Annotated in this window: 20 protein-coding genes; 13 read left to right on the top strand and 7 right to left on the bottom strand. The window is 67.8% G+C overall.

Annotated features, from left to right (window positions below):
* Positions 1-27: 27 nt before the first annotated feature.
* On the top strand, positions 28-1758 hold the full coding sequence (locus tag H7A85_RS12865; protein ID WP_182086329.1) for an FAD-dependent oxidoreductase: 1731 nt from the start codon (positions 28-30) through the stop codon (positions 1756-1758).
* On the top strand, positions 1755-2366 hold the full coding sequence (locus tag H7A85_RS12860; RefSeq protein ID WP_182086328.1) for an NIPSNAP family protein: 612 nt from the start codon (positions 1755-1757) through the stop codon (positions 2364-2366). The genes H7A85_RS12865 and H7A85_RS12860 overlap by 4 nt, the downstream gene beginning before the upstream one ends.
* Positions 2367-2533: 167 nt before the next feature.
* Here the strand turns inward: H7A85_RS12860 and H7A85_RS12855 are convergent, their stop codons facing one another.
* Together H7A85_RS12855 and H7A85_RS12850 are read right to left on the bottom strand one after the other, a co-directional pair.
* Positions 2534-4426 (bottom strand): sugar phosphate isomerase/epimerase and 4-hydroxyphenylpyruvate domain-containing protein, encoded by a 1893-nt coding sequence (locus H7A85_RS12855; RefSeq protein WP_182086327.1) that lies wholly within the window; start codon positions 4424-4426, stop codon positions 2534-2536.
* Positions 4427-4490: 64 nt separating this feature from the next.
* Entirely contained in the window at positions 4491-5498 is a 1008-nt protein-coding gene (locus tag H7A85_RS12850) for an alcohol dehydrogenase catalytic domain-containing protein (protein ID WP_182086326.1), read from the bottom strand.
* A 275-nt stretch (positions 5499-5773) separates the two neighbouring features.
* Between H7A85_RS12850 and H7A85_RS12845 the strand changes: the two genes are divergently transcribed.
* Positions 5774-6949, top strand: a complete 1176-nt coding sequence (locus H7A85_RS12845) for a Xaa-Pro peptidase family protein (RefSeq protein ID WP_182086325.1) — start codon at positions 5774-5776, stop codon at positions 6947-6949.
* On the opposite strand, the gene H7A85_RS12840 is transcribed toward H7A85_RS12845, so the two are convergent.
* The 3 genes from H7A85_RS12840 to H7A85_RS12830 all read right to left on the bottom strand — a co-directional run bounded on the left by H7A85_RS12840 (position 6946) and on the right by H7A85_RS12830 (position 9381).
* Positions 6946-7653 carry a GntR family transcriptional regulator gene (locus H7A85_RS12840; protein WP_182086324.1) on the bottom strand — a complete coding sequence of 236 codons (708 nt, stop codon included), beginning with the start codon at positions 7651-7653 and terminating at the stop codon, positions 6946-6948. The two genes, H7A85_RS12845 and H7A85_RS12840, sit on opposite strands and share 4 nt — an antisense overlap.
* A gap of 128 nt (positions 7654-7781) precedes the next feature.
* Positions 7782-8630, bottom strand: a complete 849-nt coding sequence (locus tag H7A85_RS12835) for a sugar phosphate isomerase/epimerase family protein (RefSeq protein ID WP_182086323.1) — start codon at positions 8628-8630, stop codon at positions 7782-7784.
* Between the two features lie 7 nt (positions 8631-8637).
* Entirely contained in the window at positions 8638-9381 is a 744-nt protein-coding gene (locus H7A85_RS12830; protein ID WP_182086322.1) for an SDR family NAD(P)-dependent oxidoreductase, read from the bottom strand.
* A 147-nt stretch (positions 9382-9528) separates the two neighbouring features.
* On the opposite strand from H7A85_RS12830, the gene H7A85_RS12825 reads away from it, so the two are divergent.
* Both H7A85_RS12825 and H7A85_RS12820 read left to right on the top strand, forming a co-directional pair.
* Complete coding sequence (locus H7A85_RS12825) at positions 9529-10227, top strand: hypothetical protein (protein WP_182086321.1); 699 nt, start codon at positions 9529-9531, stop codon at positions 10225-10227.
* Entirely contained in the window at positions 10224-11129 is a 906-nt protein-coding gene (locus tag H7A85_RS12820; RefSeq protein ID WP_182086320.1) for an SDR family oxidoreductase, read from the top strand. Before H7A85_RS12825 ends, H7A85_RS12820 begins: the two co-directional genes overlap by 4 nt.
* A gap of 84 nt (positions 11130-11213) precedes the next feature.
* Here the strand turns inward: H7A85_RS12820 and H7A85_RS12815 are convergent, their stop codons facing one another.
* Positions 11214-11879 carry a TetR family transcriptional regulator gene (locus H7A85_RS12815; protein ID WP_182086319.1) on the bottom strand — a complete coding sequence of 222 codons (666 nt, stop codon included), beginning with the start codon at positions 11877-11879 and terminating at the stop codon, positions 11214-11216.
* Between the two features lie 217 nt (positions 11880-12096).
* Here H7A85_RS12815 and H7A85_RS12810 point away from each other — a divergent pair, with 217 nt between their 5' ends.
* The 8 genes from H7A85_RS12810 (at position 12097) to H7A85_RS12775 (ending at position 18458) form a co-directional block, all read left to right on the top strand.
* Positions 12097-12930 carry a transporter substrate-binding domain-containing protein gene (locus H7A85_RS12810; protein WP_182086318.1) on the top strand — a complete coding sequence of 278 codons (834 nt, stop codon included), beginning with the start codon at positions 12097-12099 and terminating at the stop codon, positions 12928-12930.
* 254 nt (positions 12931-13184) lie between these two features.
* Positions 13185-13619 (top strand): type II 3-dehydroquinate dehydratase, encoded by a 435-nt coding sequence (aroQ, locus tag H7A85_RS12805; RefSeq protein WP_182086317.1) that lies wholly within the window; start codon positions 13185-13187, stop codon positions 13617-13619.
* Complete coding sequence (locus H7A85_RS12800; RefSeq protein WP_182086316.1) at positions 13616-14677, top strand: Gfo/Idh/MocA family oxidoreductase; 1062 nt, start codon at positions 13616-13618, stop codon at positions 14675-14677. Before aroQ ends, H7A85_RS12800 begins: the two co-directional genes overlap by 4 nt.
* Positions 14674-15501 carry a TIM barrel protein gene (locus H7A85_RS12795; RefSeq protein WP_182086315.1) on the top strand — a complete coding sequence of 276 codons (828 nt, stop codon included), beginning with the start codon at positions 14674-14676 and terminating at the stop codon, positions 15499-15501. Before H7A85_RS12800 ends, H7A85_RS12795 begins: the two co-directional genes overlap by 4 nt.
* Complete coding sequence (locus tag H7A85_RS12790) at positions 15498-16325, top strand: aldo/keto reductase (RefSeq protein WP_182086314.1); 828 nt, start codon at positions 15498-15500, stop codon at positions 16323-16325. The genes H7A85_RS12795 and H7A85_RS12790 overlap by 4 nt, the downstream gene beginning before the upstream one ends.
* A 20-nt stretch (positions 16326-16345) precedes the next feature.
* Positions 16346-17008, top strand: a complete 663-nt coding sequence (locus H7A85_RS12785; RefSeq protein ID WP_244631182.1) for an amino acid ABC transporter permease — start codon at positions 16346-16348, stop codon at positions 17006-17008.
* 10 nt (positions 17009-17018) lie between these two features.
* Positions 17019-17663: an amino acid ABC transporter permease gene (locus tag H7A85_RS12780; protein ID WP_182086312.1), complete on the top strand. Its 645-nt coding sequence runs from the start codon at positions 17019-17021 to the stop codon at positions 17661-17663.
* An 18-nt stretch (positions 17664-17681) separates the two neighbouring features.
* Positions 17682-18458, top strand: coding sequence for an amino acid ABC transporter ATP-binding protein (locus H7A85_RS12775; protein ID WP_280514923.1), 777 nt, complete (start codon positions 17682-17684; stop codon positions 18456-18458).
* A gap of 31 nt (positions 18459-18489) precedes the next feature.
* On the opposite strand, the gene H7A85_RS12770 is transcribed toward H7A85_RS12775, so the two are convergent.
* Positions 18490-19530, bottom strand: coding sequence for an alcohol dehydrogenase catalytic domain-containing protein (locus tag H7A85_RS12770; RefSeq protein WP_182086311.1), 1041 nt, complete (start codon positions 19528-19530; stop codon positions 18490-18492).
* Between the last annotated feature and the right edge of the window lie 13 nt (positions 19531-19543).

Here is a 19543-nt window from a genome sequence, read left to right as displayed (position 1 = left end):
CGCGCGGGAAAAGGGGGGCGAGGGGACATGCAACCGGAGGCCAAGCGCATTCTCGAGTGCGACGTGCTGGTGGTCGGCTCGGGCGCCGCCGGGCTGACGGCGGCCGTCACGGCCTCCCATTTCGGGTCGCGGGTCGTGGTGGCCGAGAAGGCACCGGTCTTCGGTGGCACCTCCGCATGGTCCGGGGGCTGGCTCTGGATTCCCCGCAACCCGCTCGCGCTCGCCGCCGGCATCCACGAGCCGCCGGGCGAGGCCATGCGATATCTGCGCGGCGAGCTCGGCAACCGCGCGGGCGATCCGCGCCTGCCGATGTTCCTGGCGAATGGCCCCGAGATGGTGCAGTTCCTCCAGGATCACGCCGCGCTGCGCTGGATCGACGGCAATCGGGTTCCGGACTTCCATGAAACGCCGGGCGCGCGAACGGGCGGGCGCTCGGTTTCGGCCGCGCCCTACGATGCACGCGAACTCGGGTCCTGGATCGGCAAGCTGCGCCCACCCCTTGGCGTCGTCAGCCTTTGGGGTGCGGGCATCGGGCCGGCGTCGGACATGCGGCATTTCTTCGATGCGCTCCGAAAGCCGGCCTCGGCGTTCTACGTGGGCCGGCGCGTCGCGGGGATCGCGCGCGACCGGCTGCTTCACGGTCGGCCGATGCGACTGGCCAACGGCAACGCCCTGGTGGCAAGGCTCCTGCGCTCCGCCCTCGACAAGGGCGTGATGCTGATCGACAGCGCGCCCGTGGTGGAACTGCTGCAGGAGGGGGAACGGGTCGTGGGCGCCCGGCTGTCGGGGCCGGACGGCGAAACGCTGGTGCGGGCGAGCGCCGGCGTGGTGCTGGCGTCGGGAGGCTTTCCGCACGATCCGGAGCGCCTGGAGCGCTGGGCGGCGGTGGCCGGCGGCCGCGAGCACCGATCCGCCGCGCCCCGATCCAACACCGGCGACGGGCTGCGTCTGGCCGAGACGGTCGGTGCGCGCGTCGAGGCCGGTTTGGCGTCCAACGTCGCCATGGCGCCCGTCAGCCTCGTTGCCGGCCCGAACGGCGCGTCGATCGCCTTTCCCCATCTCGTGGATCGCGCCAAGCCCGGCATCATCGCGGTGACGCCGGGCGGACGACGCTTCGTTTCGGAGGCCGACAGCTATCACGACTTCATGGCGGCGCTCGCGGCGGCGACGCCGCAAGGCGCCTATCCGACCGGCTGGCTGATCGCCGATCACAAGGCGCAGCGCCGCTGGGGCCTCGGCTGGGCCAAGCCCTTTCCCTTTCCGCTCGGGCGCGCCTTGCGCTCGGGTTATCTGAAGCGGGGGCGCGACATCACCGAACTCGCCCAGGCCTGCTCCATCCCCGAAGGGGCGCTGGAAGCCACGCTCGCCCGCTTCAACCAAGGGGCGGCGCAAGGCGTCGACCCAGACTTCCACCGCGGCGAGAGCCCCTACAACAAGGTGCAGGGCGACGACCGGCATCGGCCCAACCCGTCGCTCGCGCCGCTGGCCAAGGGGCCGTTCTATGCCGTGCGGATCGTGCCGGGAAGCCTTGGCACCTTTGGCGGCCTGCGAACCGACACGCTCGCCCGCGTGCTGGGAGCGGGCGGCGACCCCATTCCCGGCCTTTTCGCCGTGGGAGCCGACATGGCCTCGATCATGGGCGGTCATTACCCCGCCGGAGGCATCACGCTCGGCCCCGGCATGACCTTCGGCTACATCGCCGGCCGCTTTCTGGCCGGCCAGCCCGTCACGGGCCCGACACGGGAGTGCAGGACTTGACCTATTACGAGCTCGCCACCTTGGACACCGTCATCTTCGGCGCGGGAAAGGCCGCACCGGGGATCCAGGCCTGGGCGGAGGCGGGGGCGGGAACGCTTCTGGGCGCCTTCGGAACCGATATCGGAACCTTGAACCGCGTGTTCCTCCTCAGGGGGTTCGACAGCCTGGATACCCTGATGGGGGAGCGCGAACGGGCCCTTCGCTCCGACGACCCCTTCGGCTGCGCCGAGCATCTGGTGCGGCTCACGATGGAAAGCTACCGCGCCTTCGACTTTCTGCCGCCGGTGGAAACCGGCGCCTTCGGACCGGTCTACGAGTTCCGCACCTACAGGACGAAGGTCAACGGCATCGCTCCGACCATGGACAAGTGGCAGGATGCGGTCCCGGCGCGCGAAGACTATTCGAAGCTGACGCTCGCCATGTACGGCCTGGACGGGGAGCCTCGGATCACCCAGATCTGGCCCTATCCCAGTCTGGCCGCACGATCGGATGCGCGGGCGCGGTCGGTGGCGGACGGCAAATGGCCGCCGAAGAACGGTCCGGACTGGCTGAGCTCCGACATGACCAGCCAGATCGCCATGCCGCTCGCCTTCTCGCCCTTGCGGTAGCACCCGCGACGCCGCCTCGTCCGTCGGCCCCGGGTTGGGCCGGCGCGGGGGATACGGGTTGCGGCCGATGCCAGATCCCGGAATCGCGCCTTCCGTCCGCCGATGACGGGGAAGGCGACCGGGGAGCCCCGCGATCGCGATACCTATCAGCCGACATCGAAACGGCGTCAATAGAGCGGAATGTCCGCCGGCGCCTGCCGCGTCTGTGTGGCGAGCCGGATGGCGGCGTTGGCCGCGCCCAAGCCCTTGTAGCCGCGCCGCTCCACGATCTCGATGAAGAACCCGCCGTCCAGCGCCTTCAGATAGATCTGGAAGTATTCGCCCGCTTCGTCCCGGTCGTAGAGGATGCCGGTGCGGCGCATCCCTTCCAGCGTTTCCGGGGCGATGTCGAACCGGGTCTCGAGATCGTCGTAGTAGTTCTGCGGAATCGGCAAAAGCGTCACGCCGTTCGCCAGAAGGGTTTCGGCCGTCGCGAAGACGTCTTCGCTCCGAAACGCGATGTGCTGGACGCCGGGGCCGACGAACTGCGACACGAAGCGCGCCGAAAGGGTTCGCGGCGACTGCGAGCCGTTGAGGACGATGCGCAGGCTGGAATCGGCGTTCTCCAGAACCTGGCTGCGCACGAGGCCGCCGGGATCGGGCACTTCGGCGGCCGGCAGCGGCGTCAGATCGAAGATCGAGCGGTAGAACAGGGTCCAGGACAGGATGTCCTCGAAGCGCACCGTCTGCGCCACGTGGTCGACGGCGAGGAGACCGGCGCCTGGCTCCTTCTGCCAGCCGGGCGCGAGGTCGAAGTCCGCTTCCCATTGCGGCCCGGCCGCATCGCGCTCAGGCACGAGATAAAGGAGGCTGCCGCCCACGCCCCGGATGGCGGCGAACTCGCGCTCGCCCGGTCCCGCCGGCTGGCGGAAGGGCGTGGCCAGGAGGCCCTCGGCTCGGGCCAGCGCTTCGTCGGCGTCGGCCATCCGCAGACCCAGGGCGCAGACATTGGTGCCGTGCACGACATAGGAGGAATGGGCGAAACCTTCCGGCTCCATGTTGATGACGACGCGCAAGTCGCCTTGCGCATAGAGTTCCACGTCCTTGGAGCGATGATGGCCGGCACGGCGGAAGCCGATCGACGCGAGAAGGGCGGCGACCGCTCGCCCGGACGCCGCATCCGCCGCGAACTCGACGAAGGAAACGCCGCTGGTGCGGGCAGGGGCCGGCAGGGGACTGGGTTCCGAAGGACCCTTCACGGCTCGCCCCTCCGCCTTCAGCCGGTCCATCGTGTAGATCAGCGAACGCCGGCCGTCGACGGCCGTCTGGCGCGTCGAACCGGCCCGGAACTGGTCGTTGAAGATCTCCAGCGAGTAGTAGCCGTCATAGCCCGTGGCCTCGACGGCCGCCATGAACTCCGCCACCGGAAGATCCCCCTGGCCGGGCATGTTGCGGTAGTGCCGGCTCCAGGACAGGAGATCCAGATCGAGCTTGGGCGCGTCGGCCATCTGGACGATGAAGATCTTGTCCTTCGGGATCGAGCGGATCGAGCGGGGGTCGATGCCGCGCGACAGCGAATGGAAGCTGTCGAGGACGAGGCCGACATGGGGATGGTCCGCCCGGCGCACGATCTCCCAGGCATCGCGGTGATCGTTGACGTAGCGTCCCCAAGCCAGGGCCTCGTATCCGACGCGAACCCCCGCCTTTCGGGCGAGTTCGCCGAGCGCCGCCAGATCCTCCGCGGCTCGATCGACGCCGCCGAGCGCCAGCGGCGAAACCGAGGAGCACACGAGGATCAGGTCGGTGCCGAGTTCGTTCATCGTGTCGAACTTGCGCCGCGCCCGCTCGAAAGCCCGGCCGCGCTGGGGCTCGGGCAGGCCTTCGAAGTCCCGGAACGGCTGGAACAGGCAGATTTCCAGGCCAGCGTCGCGAACCATCCGCCCGACGTCCCGTGCGCTCCGGTCGGAGGCGAGAAAGTCGTTCTCGAAGATTTCCACGGCGCCGAACCCGGCCGCCGCGATGGCGGACAGCTTCTCGGAAAGGTCGCCGGAAATGGAAACGGTGGCGATCGAGGTCTTCATGAACAAGCTCCGTCAATGGAAACGACCGACATCGGGCGAGGAACGTCGAGAGGCGGGATCGCGATCATAGGATGGCGTTGGTCAGGATCAGCTTCCCCTTGTGGAACCGGCCGCCGTCGATGTCCCGAAAGGCCTCCGCTCCCTGGGACAGGGGGTGTTCTTCGATCCAGTCCAGCGGCCCGAGCCGGCCCGCGGCCAGAAGGGCGAGGGTCTCGCGAAAGTCCACCATGGAATAGCAGTAGGATCCGGCAAAGGCGATCTCGCCGAGCGTCATGCGCCGAACGTCGACCCCTTCCGAGCCCGGCAGAAGGCCGAGATGGACGATCGCCCCGCCACGGCGCACCATGCGGAACGCGGCCTCCCGCGTTTGCCTGGCTCCAACCGCGTCGAAGACCAGATCGACCGATCCGGCCTCCGGCCCATCGCCCCCGGCCGGATCATAGGCGGCGATCGAGCCGTCGGCGGCCCGGAGTGTCGCCCGGCGCTCGGCGCTGGTTTCCCCGACATGCACCGCCCCGGCCCCGCGCGAAAGGGCGACCAGCGCCGTGGCGAGGCCGATGGCGCCCCCGCCCAGAACCGCGATCCGCAGCGCCGACAAGGGACGATCGGTCAGGCGCGCCGCGATCCCGACGGCGTGATAGGCCACCGCGACCGGCTCGCATACGCTGGCGGCCCGCAATTCCATCGTGTCGGGGATGGGAACGAGATTGCGTTCGGGGACGCGGACCTTTTCGGCAAATCCACCGGCATAGGGCGGCAGACCGAGAACCGACTGGCTTTCGCAGAGCTGCTGCCTGCCCGACAGGCAGGCGTCGCATCTCCCGCAGGTGACGAGCGGATTGATCGCCACGCGCCGTCCTGCGCTCGCCCCTGTCTCGACGACGCCGGCGATCTCGTGTCCCATCACCAGGGGCGGAACGCGTCGGGGATCGCCGTCATGGTAGCCATGCATGTCGGATCCGCAGATGCCGCAGGCGGCGACCCGCACCACCGCCTCGCCGTCCCGGGGGACGGGATCCGCGATGTCGTCGAACGCGAACCGCTGCCGGCCGAGATAAACAAGCGCCTTCATCCTTCGATCGCCTTCCCTGGTATGAATGCCTCGCGGATGCCGCCTCCGCGCCTCCGCGCCTCCGCGCCGCACGAAGCGGCCGCGCCCGCGGGGAGCGGATCTGCGCTGTGTGCGGCGAGGCGGGGCGTGATAGGACGATCCGATATCGTCCGTTTCCCGTCTTCGAAGCGCGGCGGCAGAGAGGCGAACGGGCGCCGGCAATACCGCCCACGAGCGCCTTCGTACGACATTCCCGCGCCCGCCGACGGGCCCGATCGCAGAAAGGCCGTCCGCCAATGACGTTGTCCCCTTCCCCGGTTCCGTTCGATGCGGCGGCCCTTGATCGCCTGATGGAGGAAGCGGGCCTGGACGTGCTCTTCGTGACGTCGAAGCACAACGTCCAGTATCTTCTGGGCGGATACCGGTTCTTCATGTTCGACATCATGGATGCGACCGGGCTGAGCCGATATCTTCCCATCGTCGTGTATCCGAAGGGGCGCCCCGATCTCGTCGCCTATGTGGGCAATCCCAACGAGACGTTCGAACACGAACTGGGCCGGCTCTGGCCGGCGCATCTGCGCCTTCGGGCGCGCGGATCGGTGGATGCGATGCACCATGGCCTCGACCATCTGTCGAAGCAGGGCATCAGGGCCGAGTCGATCGGGATCGAGGCAGGGTTCCTGCCAGCGGATGCGTTCGAGACGCTGAAACGGGCGCGGCCGGGCGCGCGCGTCGCCGATTGCGTCGAGGTTCTGGAAAGCTTGCGGGCCGTCAAGACGGACGTCGAGCTCCATCATCTGAGAACGGCGTCCGAAAGGGTCGTGGAGGCCATGCGGGCGACCTTCGCCTGGCTCGAGCCCGGCCGCACCAAGCGGGAGGTGGTGGAGTTCCTGCGCCGCCAGCAGACCGATCGCGGCCTCGTCTTCGAATATGGCCTGATCACGGCCGGGAAGAGCTTCAACCGCGCTCCGTCCGATCAGCGGATCGGGGAGGGCGATATCCTTTCGCTCGATTCGGGCGGAAACTATCGCGGCTATATCGGCGATCTCTGCCGGATGGCCGTCCTGGGCGAGCCGGGCGCCGAGCTCGAGGACGCCCTGGCGTTCGTCGGAACGGTGCAGCAGGGCGCGCGGGCGCCCATCCGTTCGGGCGCCACCGGCGAGGACATCTTCGCCGCCGCCCTGCCTTTGACCGCCGGCGTCCGGGAAGGGCGGATCGGCTTCGTGGCGCACGGCATGGGGCTCGTGTCCCACGAGGCGCCGCGACTGATGGACGACGGACCGATCCCCTATCCCGCCCGGCATCGCTTCCACCCTCTCCGGGAGGGGATGGTGCTTTCGCTGGAAACCACCTGGCTGCATCCACGCCTCGGCTTCTTGAAGCTCGAGGACACGGTGGCCGTCACCTCGGATGGCTGCGAGGCGTATGGCGACGGCGCGCGTGGCTGGACGCGCGCGGGCACTCCGAACTAGGTCGACAGAGGGCCGATGCGATCGAGCCGGAGATTGCGTGCCGGACGGCCGGGCGGCGGCGGGGCAAGGGCGAAGCCGTAGCGTTCGGCCATCTTCAGGATATGAGTGCCGAGCTCGTCCAGGGCGCCCGCGACATCGCCCGCTTCCAGACGCGAGATGATGACGAAATGCTCCTCGTTCGCCTGCTCGCGGGTGGGGAGCGCCGAACGATGGGAGCGAAGCGCCGCGACCTTGCCGGACACCAGCCTGTAGGCGTTGACGAGATAGGGGTTGCCGCAGTTGTCGATCGCCGCCTCGTGGAAGTCCGTGTCGGCGCTGGCGCTGCGCAGCATGTCCCCGCTGGCCAGGGCCGAGCGGATGTCGTCGGCCGCGACCCGCATGGCCGCGATGGTGCGCGCTCCCTGCCGCTCCATGGCCAGCCGCAGCGCATCGAGCTCGATCATGCGACGGAACTCGCAGATGTTCTCCGTGTCCTCCTTCGTGGGCAGAAAGACGAAGCTGCCGCGCTGCGGCCGGATGTCGATGAGACCTTGCTGCTCCAGCGCGGCGAAGGCTTCGCGCACCGGACTGCGGCTGACGCCGAGCGTGCTGGCCAGCTTGTCCTCCGAAAGGGCGTCGCCCAGTTCCAGCTCGCCGTCCAGAATGGCGCGGCGCAGACGTTCGGCCACCTGCAGGGCCAGCGAGCCTCGTTGTCTGGAACTCAAGATGATCCGCCTTCCTCAATGTCGAACCACTCGCCAAGGCTCGCCGCGATCGGCTCCGGCGCGCCACGACGGTGCGTGATCGACGCCGCCATGCCGATGATTACCGCCGGGAGCGCCGATGCTCAACATCAGGACCCCGGCACGCCGGAGATCCGGTCTTCGGTTGCCAGAGACCGCAGAAAGCGGCGGGTCGCGGCCATGCCCTTCTCGGCCCGCGTCAGGAAGTCGAGGGCGTCGTCGCCGGCATGGGGCGTCTCAACGCTGATGGTGATGTCCGGCGGCAGAACCGCCATTAGCTCGCCGAGCCAGAGTTCCCCTTCGCCCGGCATAAGGCGTCCCTCGCGAGCTTCCGCAATGCAGCCCGCGTCGTCGCCGGGCGCCTCGGCCGGGGCGTCGCAGAGCTGGAGATACAGGACCCGGTCCCGGTCCAGTGCGGCCACGTCGGCCGGACTGCCGCCCGCGCGCGACACGTGAAGGGCGTCGATCAGAACACCGACATTGTCGCGGCCGGACGCTTCGGCAAGGATTTGCGCCTGCGCCACGGTCGACATGGCGCGCCAGCGGGTCAGTTCGAGAGCCAGGGTGATGCCGCGCTCGGCCGCCGCGTCCGCGACGCGGGCCAGCTTGCCGGCGGCGCGTTCGAGGTTCGCGTCGTCGCTGGTGATCTGCATCATCGGCATGCCGAGTTCGGCCGCCGTGTCGAGCACGCGAAGCCATTCCTCGACGTCGGTATCCGGCAGAAGCGTGAGCAGCTCGCCGTCGAACACGGCGATGCCGAGGTCGGCGCAGGCCGACCGGATCTCGCGGATCAGCGCGCCCTCGCCGACGATCGGATGGGGAAGGGCGACGCCCGTGGGGGCGACGAGGCGCAGGCTCGTGGCGTCGTAGCCCGCCTTCGCCGCCACGCGCACCTGTTCCAGGGGCGGGCAGCCGCGAACCGTCAGATAGGCGAGCGACAGGGAATGAAGCCTGTGCATGGCGGTCTCAATAGGTCGCGCGCCCGCCGGACACGTCGAACACGGCGCCGGTCGAGAACGAGCATTCCTCCGAGGCGAGCCAGGCGACGAGCGAGGCGACCTCCTCGGCGCGACCCAGGCGACCCACCGGAATCTTGGAGGTCACGAAGGCTTTGAACTCGGGTGTCAGCTGGCTCAGCATCTCCGTCTCGATCGCGGCCGGCGTCACGCAGTTCACGCGGATCTGCGTTGTGGCCAGCTCCTTGCCGACCGACTTGGTCAGCCCGATGACGCCCGCCTTGGAGGCGGAATAGGCCACGGCGTTCGGGTTCCCTTCCTTGCCGGCGATGGAGGCCAGGTTGACGATGCGGCCGTAGCCGGTCTTCAGCATCTCGCGCACACCGGCTTGGCAGCAGTGGAACACCGCGTCGAGATTGAGCGTCATCACGAACCGCCAGCCGTCGAAGGGATAGTCGGCGAACGCCTCGAGCGGTCCGTTGTGGCCGGCGCTGTTGACGAGGATGCCCAAGGGGCCGAATTCGTCGACAACGCGCGACATCGCCGCATCCACGGCGGCGCGATCCGTCACGTCCACGCCGTAGCCATGGGCTTTCGGCAACCGGGCGGCGGCGGCCCCGGCGCGCTCCTCGTCCAGATCCCAGATGGCGACGACGTGCCCCTGGTCGGCCAGTCGCTCGGCGATCGCGAACCCCAGCCCGCCGGCGCCTCCTGTCACGATCGCGACCCGCTGGGTTTCCTGTGTCTGTGCCATCCGTTTCCCTGCGACTTCGAGTGGACTTCGCCTATGAACTTGACAGCAAGTCCATCTAACATTCTAGTATCCCAATTACGGGGGCGAGAGTTGGCCTGTCAAGCGGGTTGGTCCGTTCCTTGTTGCCATCGAGGCAGGGAGAAGACGTTGGGATTGAAGGGATCGGCCTTTCTGGCCATCTGGCACGACATTGCTGCCGGCGAGCACGGCGAATATGTGGAATGGCATACGCGCGAGCACATGCCGGAGCGGCTTTCCATTCCGGGTTTTTGCACCGGCAAGCGTCTTCACGCTCCCGAGGCGGACCGATACGTGTTCGGAACCGTCTACGCGGGCGACGACGTCGAAGTGTTCCGCTCGCCCGCCTATCTCGAGCGTCTGAACCACCCCACCCCATGGACCGCGGCGGTCGCCCCGAGCTTCCAGAATTTCCTGCGCGTCGCCTGCGATCGGATCGCGACAGCCGGACGGGGGGACGGCGGCGGCGTGGCGACGCTGCGCTTCGACCTGACCGGCGATGGGGCCGAGGCGAGACTGCGCCAGACGGCTGGCGAGCTCGCCCGGGATGTGCTCGCGGTGCCTTCGGTTTGCTGCGTTCATGTGGGTCTGGCGCGAAGCGAGGTTTCCGGTGTTCGCACGCGTGAAACCGAACTTCGGGCCGAGATGTCCGAGCGCGGCTTCGACGTGGTGCTTCTGGTGGAAGGGAGTTCCCGTCCCGGTCTCGCGGCGGCTCTGCCGGAGATCGAGGCGGTGTGTGCCCGGACCGGCCTTCTGGCCGCTCCTGTTTCGGCCATCTACGAGACGGCCTACAGCCTGACCGCCGACGACATGCGGAACCCGGTATGACGCCGGTTCTCGTGACCGGGGGCGGCGGGTTCCTGGGGTGCTGGATCGCTAGGCTGCTGCTGGCGGAAGGGCGCGAGGTCCGCATCTTCGATCGGAGCGAAGATCGCCGCCTCGCTCGCGAGATCGTCGGCGAGGCGGCGGATCGTCTGCGCTGGATCGTGGGTGACATTGCCGACGCCGAAGCGCTGGCGCGCGCGGCCGAAGGGTGCGGATCGATCGTTCACCTGGCGGCTCTTCTGACGCCGGCCTGCGCCGCCGATCCATTGTTGGGCGCCCGGATCAACGTCATCGGTACGCTCAACGTCTTTGAGGCGGCCAGGGCGAACGGCATCTCTCAGGTAGCCTATGCCAGCAGCGCGGCGGTGTTCGGGCCCGACGACGGGCGATACCCGCATCCGGTGACGATATACGGGGCCTTTAAGCTCGCCTGCGAGGGATGCGCCCGCGCCTATTGGAGCGATGCCGGAATCGCCAGCGTCGGATTGCGTCCCACGGTCGTCTACGGGCCGGGCCGCGAGGTGGGGTTGACGGCGGGCCCGACCATCGCATGCCGCGAGGTCGTGGCGGGCCGCCCTTACGTGATCGGCTATTCCGGCCGACAGGATCTGATTTTCGTCGGCGACGTCGCAGCCGCCTTCGTGGCGGCCGCCACGGGTAGCCACCGCGGCGCCCATGCCATTTCGCTGGGAGGAGAAGCCGCCGAGGTCGCCGAAGTGGCGGCGATGATCGCCGCCCAGGTGCCGGGGGCCAGGATCGGATTCGACGGGCCCGAAGTTCCGATGTCGTCCGAGATCGCCGCGACCGATGCCGAGAGAATCCTCGGCCTGAAGCCGCGCACGACATTGGCCGAGGGGATCGCGCTGACCGTCGCCCACTACCGCCGAATTCTGGGAGAGCGCTGATTGCGAACGCTGACGCCCATCCCGGTCCGGAACGTGCACGAGCCGGCCGCCTCCATGGCGCTCGAAGGAGGTGGGCTCGCGGACCTAGGCTTCCACGAAGCGCAGGATCATGTCGGTGATCGTTTCCAGCCGCCGGTCGATCGCCTCCGTCGCCAGCAGCTCGCGGCCGAACAGAACCCTGAGCGTGTGGCGGTTCGATACGTAGGTGAAGCCCAGCGCCGAGATCGATATGTAGAGGTCGATCGCGTCGATCCCCGGTCGAAAGATACCCATCGCGACGCCGTGGTCGAGGATCGCCTGCACCTTGGCCACGATCGGCCGACTGAGGTCGGGCAGGTCTCCGGCCGCGCTCAGGTGCACGGCGCCGTGAAGATTCTCCGTATTGATCATCCGCACGAAGGCGGGATGATCGACGTAGTAGCGGAACGTGAACTCGATCAGCGTCCGTATGGCTGCGCGCGGATCGGCCATGTCGAACTGCAGCCGGTCCTCGGCACTTCGGATCCCGCCGTAGATGTCCTGCAGCGCCGCGAGGTAGAGATCCTCCTTGCTGCCGAAATAATGATAAACCATCGCCTTGTTGCTGCTGGCGCGCGCCGCGATCCTATCGACGCGCGCGCCGCCGATGCCGTAGGTCGAGAATTCCGTGATCGCGGAATCAAGAAGGGCTCGCCGGCGCCATTGCGGAGCGCGCCTGCCGGAGACGAGGCCGTTGCCTCCCGGGGTCGCGTCGTTCCCTTCCATCGTCATATCGACAGCCTTCCGCTCTTCGCCGATGGTCGTTCGAGGATGTTCCGACCACCATGCCGACCGCTCGGAACGGTACCATGGCAGTGTTGACATCAACCAACCGGTTGGTTAGTTTTTTCCATGGCTTCGGGGCGTTTGGCAAGGGAGGACTTGCCACCGGAGTGCGCCGCTCGATGCGCTCCGGCGTTTCGTTTCAAATTGGAAAAGGGGAGGATACATGCTCAGGAAATCACTGGTTCAGGTTGCCGCATTCGCGCTGGTCGCCGGCTTCGGTCTCGTCGGGGGCCTGTCGACGGCGAGCGCGCAGACGTTGGAGAAGATCAAGAGCGCCGGGGTCGTGCGCGTCGGCGTGATGGGAGAACAGGCTCCCTGGGGTTCGATCGACGCGAGCGGACAGAACATCGGCTACGATGTCGACGTCGCCAAGCTCATGGCCGAGGAACTCGGCGTCAAGGTGGAGTTCGTGTCCAACGCCGTGGCCGCTCGGATCCCCAACCTTCTGACCAACAAGGTGGACGTCCAAATGGCCGTCATGGGCATGTACCCGGACCGCGCCAAGGTGGTGCAGTTCACCAAGCCCTATGCCGGCCTGAAGATCATCCTCCTGTCCAGCGCCAAGAACAAGATCGAGACGATCGAGGACGCCCGCAACCTCCGCATCGGCGTGCCGCGCGGGGCCGCACAGGACAAGGCGATCACGGAGCTCCTGGGCGATTCTCCCAACATTCGGCGCTTCGACGACGACAGTTCCAACATTCAGGCGCTCGTGTCGGGCCAGGTGGATGCCATCGGCGGCAACACCACCTACAAGATCAACCTCGACAGGGCTGCGCCGGGCAACGACTTCGAGCAGAAGCTGGTGTTCAACGAACAATGGATGGGTGTGACCACCCGTCCGGGCGATGCCGAGATGAATGCTTGGCTCAACCAGTTCATCGACAAGATCAAGGGCAACGGCGAGCTGGAGAAGGTCAGCGAGAAGTGGCTGGACCAGCCGCTGCCCGCGTTCCCGGAAACGCTGGAAGGCGTCCCCTTCACCGTCGCCAACTGATGTGTCGCACGCTTCCGCCGAGCTTCGGGCGCGGCGGAAGCGATGCGCCGTGCCGATCGGGGTCGCCATGATCGGGCTGCCGCGGGCGAACCGTTGCCCGCCCGTAGCCGGGTCGCTGGCGCCTGCGCTGAGCGGTTCGGCCCGGAGCGTCGGTGCCCCCATCCGCGCTGCTCAGCCCATTGGGAGGTCGGCGCCTGCGAGGCAGGCTCGCACGCCGTCCTGCAACTCTCTCCAGATTCGTCGAGAATCCCGCAATGCGCACCATCTTTGTCCTGAACGGCCCGAACCTCAATCTCCTGGGCGAGCGCGAGCCTGAAATCTACGGGTCCACGACGCTCGACGACATTCGCCGCTGGTGCGAGGCGGAGGCGGGCGAACTGGGGCTCGCGATCGACTTTCGCCAGTCCAACTTCGAAGGCGAGATCATCGAGTCCATCCACGCGGCCCGCAAGTCGGCCGCCGGCATCATCATCAACCCGGCCGCCCTGACCTTCACATCCATCGCGATCCTGGACGCGTTGAAGACCTTTTCCGGCCCGAAGATCGAACTCCACATCTCCAACGTCCATCAACGCGAGGAAATCTATCACAAGTCGCTGGTGTCCCGGACCGCGCACGCCGTGATGGCCGGGTTCGGTGCCTACGGCTACCGGCTGGCCGTGCGGGCCATGGCGGAGATGACGAAATGACGAGGCTTGTCCTTCTGGGGGCGGGTCTCATCGGGCGCGAGCATGCTGACCTGGTGATGGGCCATCCCGACGCCTCGCTCGCAGGCCTGGCCGATCCTTCGCCGGAGGCGGAGCGCCTGGCCGAGCGTCTGGGTGTCGCCCACTACGCCGACTACGCGTCCATGCTGGACGAGATCCGTCCCGACGGCGCGATCGTCGCCCTTCCCAACCGCCTTCATGCGCCCGCTGCCCTGGCTTGCATCGAGCGCGGGATCGCGTGCCTGATCGAGAAGCCGATCGCCGGGGACGTCGCCGACGCCGCTCGAATCGTGCAAGGTTCGGAACGGGCGGGGGTTCCGGTGCTGGTGGGCCATCAGCGGCGACACAGCCCCGACATCCGCGCCGCCAAGCGTGCGATCGAGGCGGGCGAGCTCGGCGATCTCGTCGCCGTCAGCGGAATGACGCTGTTCGACAAGCCCGCGAACTATTTCGACGCGCAATGGCGCACCAGGGCCGGCGGCGGCGTTCTCCTGATCAACCTGATCCACGACATCGACGTGCTGCGCCATCTCGTGGGCGAGATCGAATCCGTCCGGGCGTTCACCTCGAACGCCCATCGCGGTTTCGAGGTCGAGGACACGGCCTCGATCGCCATCCGGTTCGCGAACGGCGCGCTCGGCACGTTCGTCATCTCCGACAACGCGGTCAGTCCCTGGGCCTGGGAGTACACGTCGGGCCAGGCCCTTTATCATCCGGTGCAGCCCGGACCCTCGCTTTTCCTGTCCGGACGTAAGGGTGCCTTGTCCGTATCGGACATGTACCTGTGGCGCCATGCGCGCGAGACGGATCATTGGCAAGACCCGCTGGTGCGCGAGCATCGCGCCGGGGACGGCTCGCGCACCTATGTCAACCAGCTCGAACATTTCATCGCCGTCGCACGGCGCGAGGTCGATCCGCTGATCGACGCGCGCGACGGCATGGCGACGCTGGCCGCCACGCTCGCGGTGGCGCGCGCGGCGCGCGAAGACCGCACCGTCACCTTGTCCGAGATGCTGGCACGGCCGGCGGAGGCTGCATGACCCGGAAGCTTGGCTTGTCGTTTCTCACCTGTCTCGGGGTGGGCCCGGAAGATGCCGTGCGTGCGGCCTCGGCGGCGGGGTACGACTATGTCGGACTGCGCATGCTGCCGGCGGCCCCCGGCGGCCTCGCCTATCCGCTGATGGGCGACGCGACCCGGATCCGCGATCTCCGGTCGCTGATGGCCGATGAGGGCGTCGAAGCCTTCGACATGGAGATCGTGCGCATCTCGTCCACTTTCGACGTCGAGCCGCTTCGGCCCTTTCTGGACTGTTCGGCGAGCCTGGGGGCACGCACCGTCCTGGTGGCCGGCGACGATGGCGACGAGGCGCGGCTCACCGCGTCCTACGTGGCGCTCTGCCGGGCGGCGGCCGAGTTCGGCCTCACGGCCGATCTGGAATTCATGCCCCAGTCGGAGCTTCGCGATCTCGCCGCGGCCATGCGCGTGTTGCGCGCAGCCGACCAGCCCAACCAGGGGGTCATCGTCGATTCGCTCCACGTTTCGCGGGCCAGGGTCTCGATCGAGGAGATCGCGGATGTGCCGCCGTCCTGGCTGCACTACGCGCAGATCTGCGACGGCCCGGCGACCATTCCCCTCACCCGGGACGAGCTGAACTTCGCCGCCCGGCACGAGCGCCTCCTGCCGGGCGAGGGCGCGATCGATCTGTCCGGCATCTTCGCTGCCCTGCCGGCGGATCTGATGGTCGGGGTCGAGCTTCCCAACGACCGGCAGTCGGCCGGTTTGTCGCCCGAGGCGTGGGCGGGACGAACGAGGGCGGCGAGCCTGTCCGTTCTGGACGGTGCGTGCGTCGGGAGGGTCGCATGAAGGTTCCCGTCAAGACGTTCCGGGGCGAGAGCATCCCGTGCCTGGGTCTCGGCACGTTCGAACTCACCGGCCCGGCTGGCGAAGCGGCCATCCGCGAGGCGATCGAGCTCGGATATCGCCAGATCGACACGGCGATCCGCTACGGAAACGAGGCCGAGGTCGGACGCGCGATCCGCGCCTCGGGCGTGGCGCGCCAGGACATCTTCGTTACCACCAAGATCTGGTTCGACGCCCTGGATCCCGAAAGCGTGCGCCAACGGGTCGGCGAGAGCCTGGAGCGGCTGGAACTCGAGCAGGTCGACCTTCTCCTCGTCCACTGGCCGACCCGGGACGTCCCGTTGGGCGAGACCCTCGCCGCCTTCGCGCAGGAGCGCAGCCGTGGCCGGACCCGGTTGATCGGCGTCAGCAACTTCACCGTGGCGCTTCTCGACGAGGCGTTGGACGTGCACGGAGCGGACCTGTTCTGCAATCAGGTCGAGTATCATCCGTTTCTCTCGCAGGAAAAGCTGCTGGACCGGATGCGCCGGGCCGACATGCTCCTGAACGCCTATCAGCCGATCGCCCGGGGCAAGGTGTTCGGGTCGGACGAACTCGCCGCGCTGGGTCGCAAGCACGGGAAGACGGCGGGGCAGGTGACCTTGCGCTGGCTCGTCCAGCAGGACGGGGTCGGCGCGATTCCCCGCTCCTCCAACCCGGGGAACATGCGTGCCAATCTCGAGATCTTCGATTTCGAACTTTCGGACGAGGACATGGCGGCGATCCATCGCCTGGCGCGCGGCGAACGCTATTCCCGCTTCGACTGGCAGCCCGAGTGGGACGACTAGCGTAACCTCAAGGACCGATGATGACACTTGACTTCAGCGTGGTCACCGATGCCTGGCAGACGCTCCTCATGGGGGTGTTCGGCACGCTTTTCCTGGCCGCTTCCGGCATGATCCTCGCCATGGTGATCGGCGTTCTGGGCGTCGTGATCCTGCGCGCGCAGATGCGGATCCCGACCTTTCTGGTGAACGCCTTCGTCGAGGTCATCCGCAACACCCCGTTTCTGGTGCAGATCTTCTTCATCTTCTTCGCCCTGCCGCTCGCCGGCATTCGGCTCAACCCGACGATGACGGCGGTGATCGCGCTGGGGCTCAACGGCGGCGCCTACGCGATCGAGATTATCCGGGGCGGCGTGGAAAGCGTGCCCGAAGGACAGACCGAAGCGGGCCTGGCCCTTGGGCTTCACAAGGGCGAGGTCTTTCGCCTGATCGTGCTCACCCCGGCGCTGCGGGCGATCTACCCTTCCTTGTGCAGCCAGTTCATCCTGCTGACGCTCACCACGGCGATCTGCACCTCGATCTCGGCCTACGAGCTGACATCGGTCGGCCAGCGGATCGAGGCGGAGACCTTTCGCAGCTTCGAGGTCTACTTCACCTTGACCGGCATCTATCTCGTGATCTCCCTGATGACCATGTGGCTGCTGGCGGCCATCGGTCGCCGGGCCTTCAACTACCCGCAGCGCTGAGGAGGGGACGATGGGATATCTCGAACTCACCTATCTCCTTCAGGGGCTGCTCTGGACGGTGGCCCTGACCGCCATAGGCTTCGCCGGTGGCATCCTCTTCGGCGTGATCGTGGCGCTGATGCGGGTCTCCGAAACCCCTTGGCTCCGCATCCCGGCGATCGCCTGGATCGGGCTGTTCCAGGGGACCCCGCTCCTGATGCAGCTCTTCGTCGCCTATTTCGGCCTGCCGCTGCTCGGCTTCGACCTGCCGGCCTGGGCCGCGGTCGCGATCGCGCTGACGGCGCACGCCTCGGCCTTTCTCGGCGAGATCTGGCGAGGCGCGATCCAGGCCGTGCCCAAGGGGCAGAGCGAGGCCGCCCACGCGCTCGGCCTTCACACGCGCAGCCGGATGTTCGACGTGATCGCCCCCCAGGCCCTCAAGCTCTCGCTGCCCGCCACCGTCGGATTTCTGGTGCAGCTGTTGAAGGGCACCTCGCTGGCAGCCATCGTGGGCTTCATCGAACTCGCCCGCGCCGGCACGATCGTGTCCAACCAGATCTATCGGCCGATTCTCGTGTTCGGCGTCGTGGGCGCGATGTACTTCGCCATGTGCTGGCCCCTGTCGTTCTGGGGGCGGCGTCTGGAACGCCGCATGTCGCCCGGCTTGACGAGATAACGGACAGGGAGAGCGGACATGACGCACGTGGATGGACAGGATCGGACGGCTCGGGCCGCCGATCCGATGATCGAGATGCGCAACGTGGAGAAGTATTACGGGGCCTTCCACGCCCTGAAGTCGATCGACCTGACCGTTTCCAAGGGCGAGAAGATCGTGCTGTGCGGCCCCTCGGGCTCGGGCAAGTCCACCCTGATCCGCTGCATCAACCACCTCGAGACCATCCGGAGCGGCGAGATCGTGGTCGCCGGCCATCGCCTTAACGACAGCCAGAAGGCGGTGGACGCGGTGCGGCAGGAGGTCGGCATGGTGTTCCAGCAGTTCAACCTCTTTCCGCACAAGACGGTCCTGGAGAACTGCGTCCTGGCGCCGATGCGCGTGCGCAAGCTGTCGCGCGCGGATGCCGAGGCGACTGCGCGCAAGTACCTGGAGCGGGTGCGGATCGGCGATCAGGCGAACAAGTATCCCGCGCAGCTCTCCGGCGGCCAGCAGCAGCGCGTGGCGATCGCCAGGGCGCTCTGCATGGAGCCCAAGGCGATGCTCTTCGACGAGCCGACCTCGGCGCTCGATCCCGAGATGGTCAAGGAAGTGCTCGATACGATGGTGTCGCTCGCCCAGGACGGCATGACCATGATCTGCGTCACGCACGAGATGGGCTTTGCCAACCAGGTCGCCGATCGCGTGATCTTCATGGCCGACGGCCGGATCATCGAGGAAAACGTCCCCTCGATCTTCTTCAAGTCGCCGCAGCACGAGCGAACCCGTGCGTTTCTCGGGGAAATCCTCCACCACTGACGGGAAGCGGGCGGCCCGGCCGCCCCATCCTTCAGGCCAGCTTCGGAGACAGAAGGACCTTGTTGGCCCGGCGGCTCTCCACCAGAGCGATCGCGTCCTCCACCGCTTCCAGCGGCAGGCGATGCGATATCAACCTCAGGGCCGAATCGGCAACGCGCGGCACGATGCGCATCAGGGTGGCCCAGGTCGTGTCGTTGTAGCCGCGCGAGCCGATCACCTCCAGTTCGCGAAGCACGAGGGGCGTCGTGGCCACCCGGCTTTCCCCGTGGCATAGCCCGACCACGCCGACGCGGCCCCCACGGCGCGCCAAGGCCAGAGCCTGCGATACGACGGCCGGGCTGCCGCTGGTCTCGTAGACGACATCCGCTCCGTCCCATTGCGCCGCCGTCACCTCGCGCGACGGATCGGCGCGTTCCACGTTGAGGGGAACGGCGCCGAGCTCCTCGGCGAGCCGCAGGCGTGCCTCGTCCGCGTCGAGGCCCGTCACGAAAACCTTGGACGCCCCGGCGTTCAAAGCGAAGATGGCGCACAAAAGCCCGATCGGCCCCGCGCCGATCACCACCACGACGTCCCCCGCCTGCGTCGGCGCGCGCTCGCAGACCGCGTGGGCGGCCACGCTCATGGGTTCGGCGAGCGAGGCGAGCGCCGGATCGGTACCGCACGGGAACGCGAAGAGGTTCTTTTGGGGAACACTGACGCGTTCCGTCCACCCGCCGTCGATCCGGCCGCCCATCAGGCGGCGGTCGACGCACAAGGTGGGGCGCCCGAGGTCGCAGAAGCGGCAAGCCCCGCAGGCGATCTGCGGGTTGACGGCCACCAGCGTTCCACGCGCCAGGGAGCTGCCGCCCGGGTCGAGAATCCGGCCGCCGAACTCGTGTCCCACGATCAACGGAAACCGGGGCGCGTATTGTCCGACCACCGCCGTGCGCCAGTGGCGGATCGCCACGTCGGTCCCGCAGATCCCGGCCGCCTCGATCTCCACCAGAACCTCCCCCGGTCCCCGGTCCGGCTCCCGGACCTCGGCGATCTCGAAAGCGCGGTCGCAAGGTTGCGTCTTCAGCACCGCCCTCATGGCGACCTCCCGT

The organism is Aureimonas sp. ME7 (genome assembly GCF_903970965.1).
In the GTDB taxonomy this organism is placed as follows: domain Bacteria; phylum Pseudomonadota; class Alphaproteobacteria; order Rhizobiales; family Rhizobiaceae; genus Aureimonas.
This window is presented reverse-complemented; position numbering and strand designations above follow the sequence as displayed.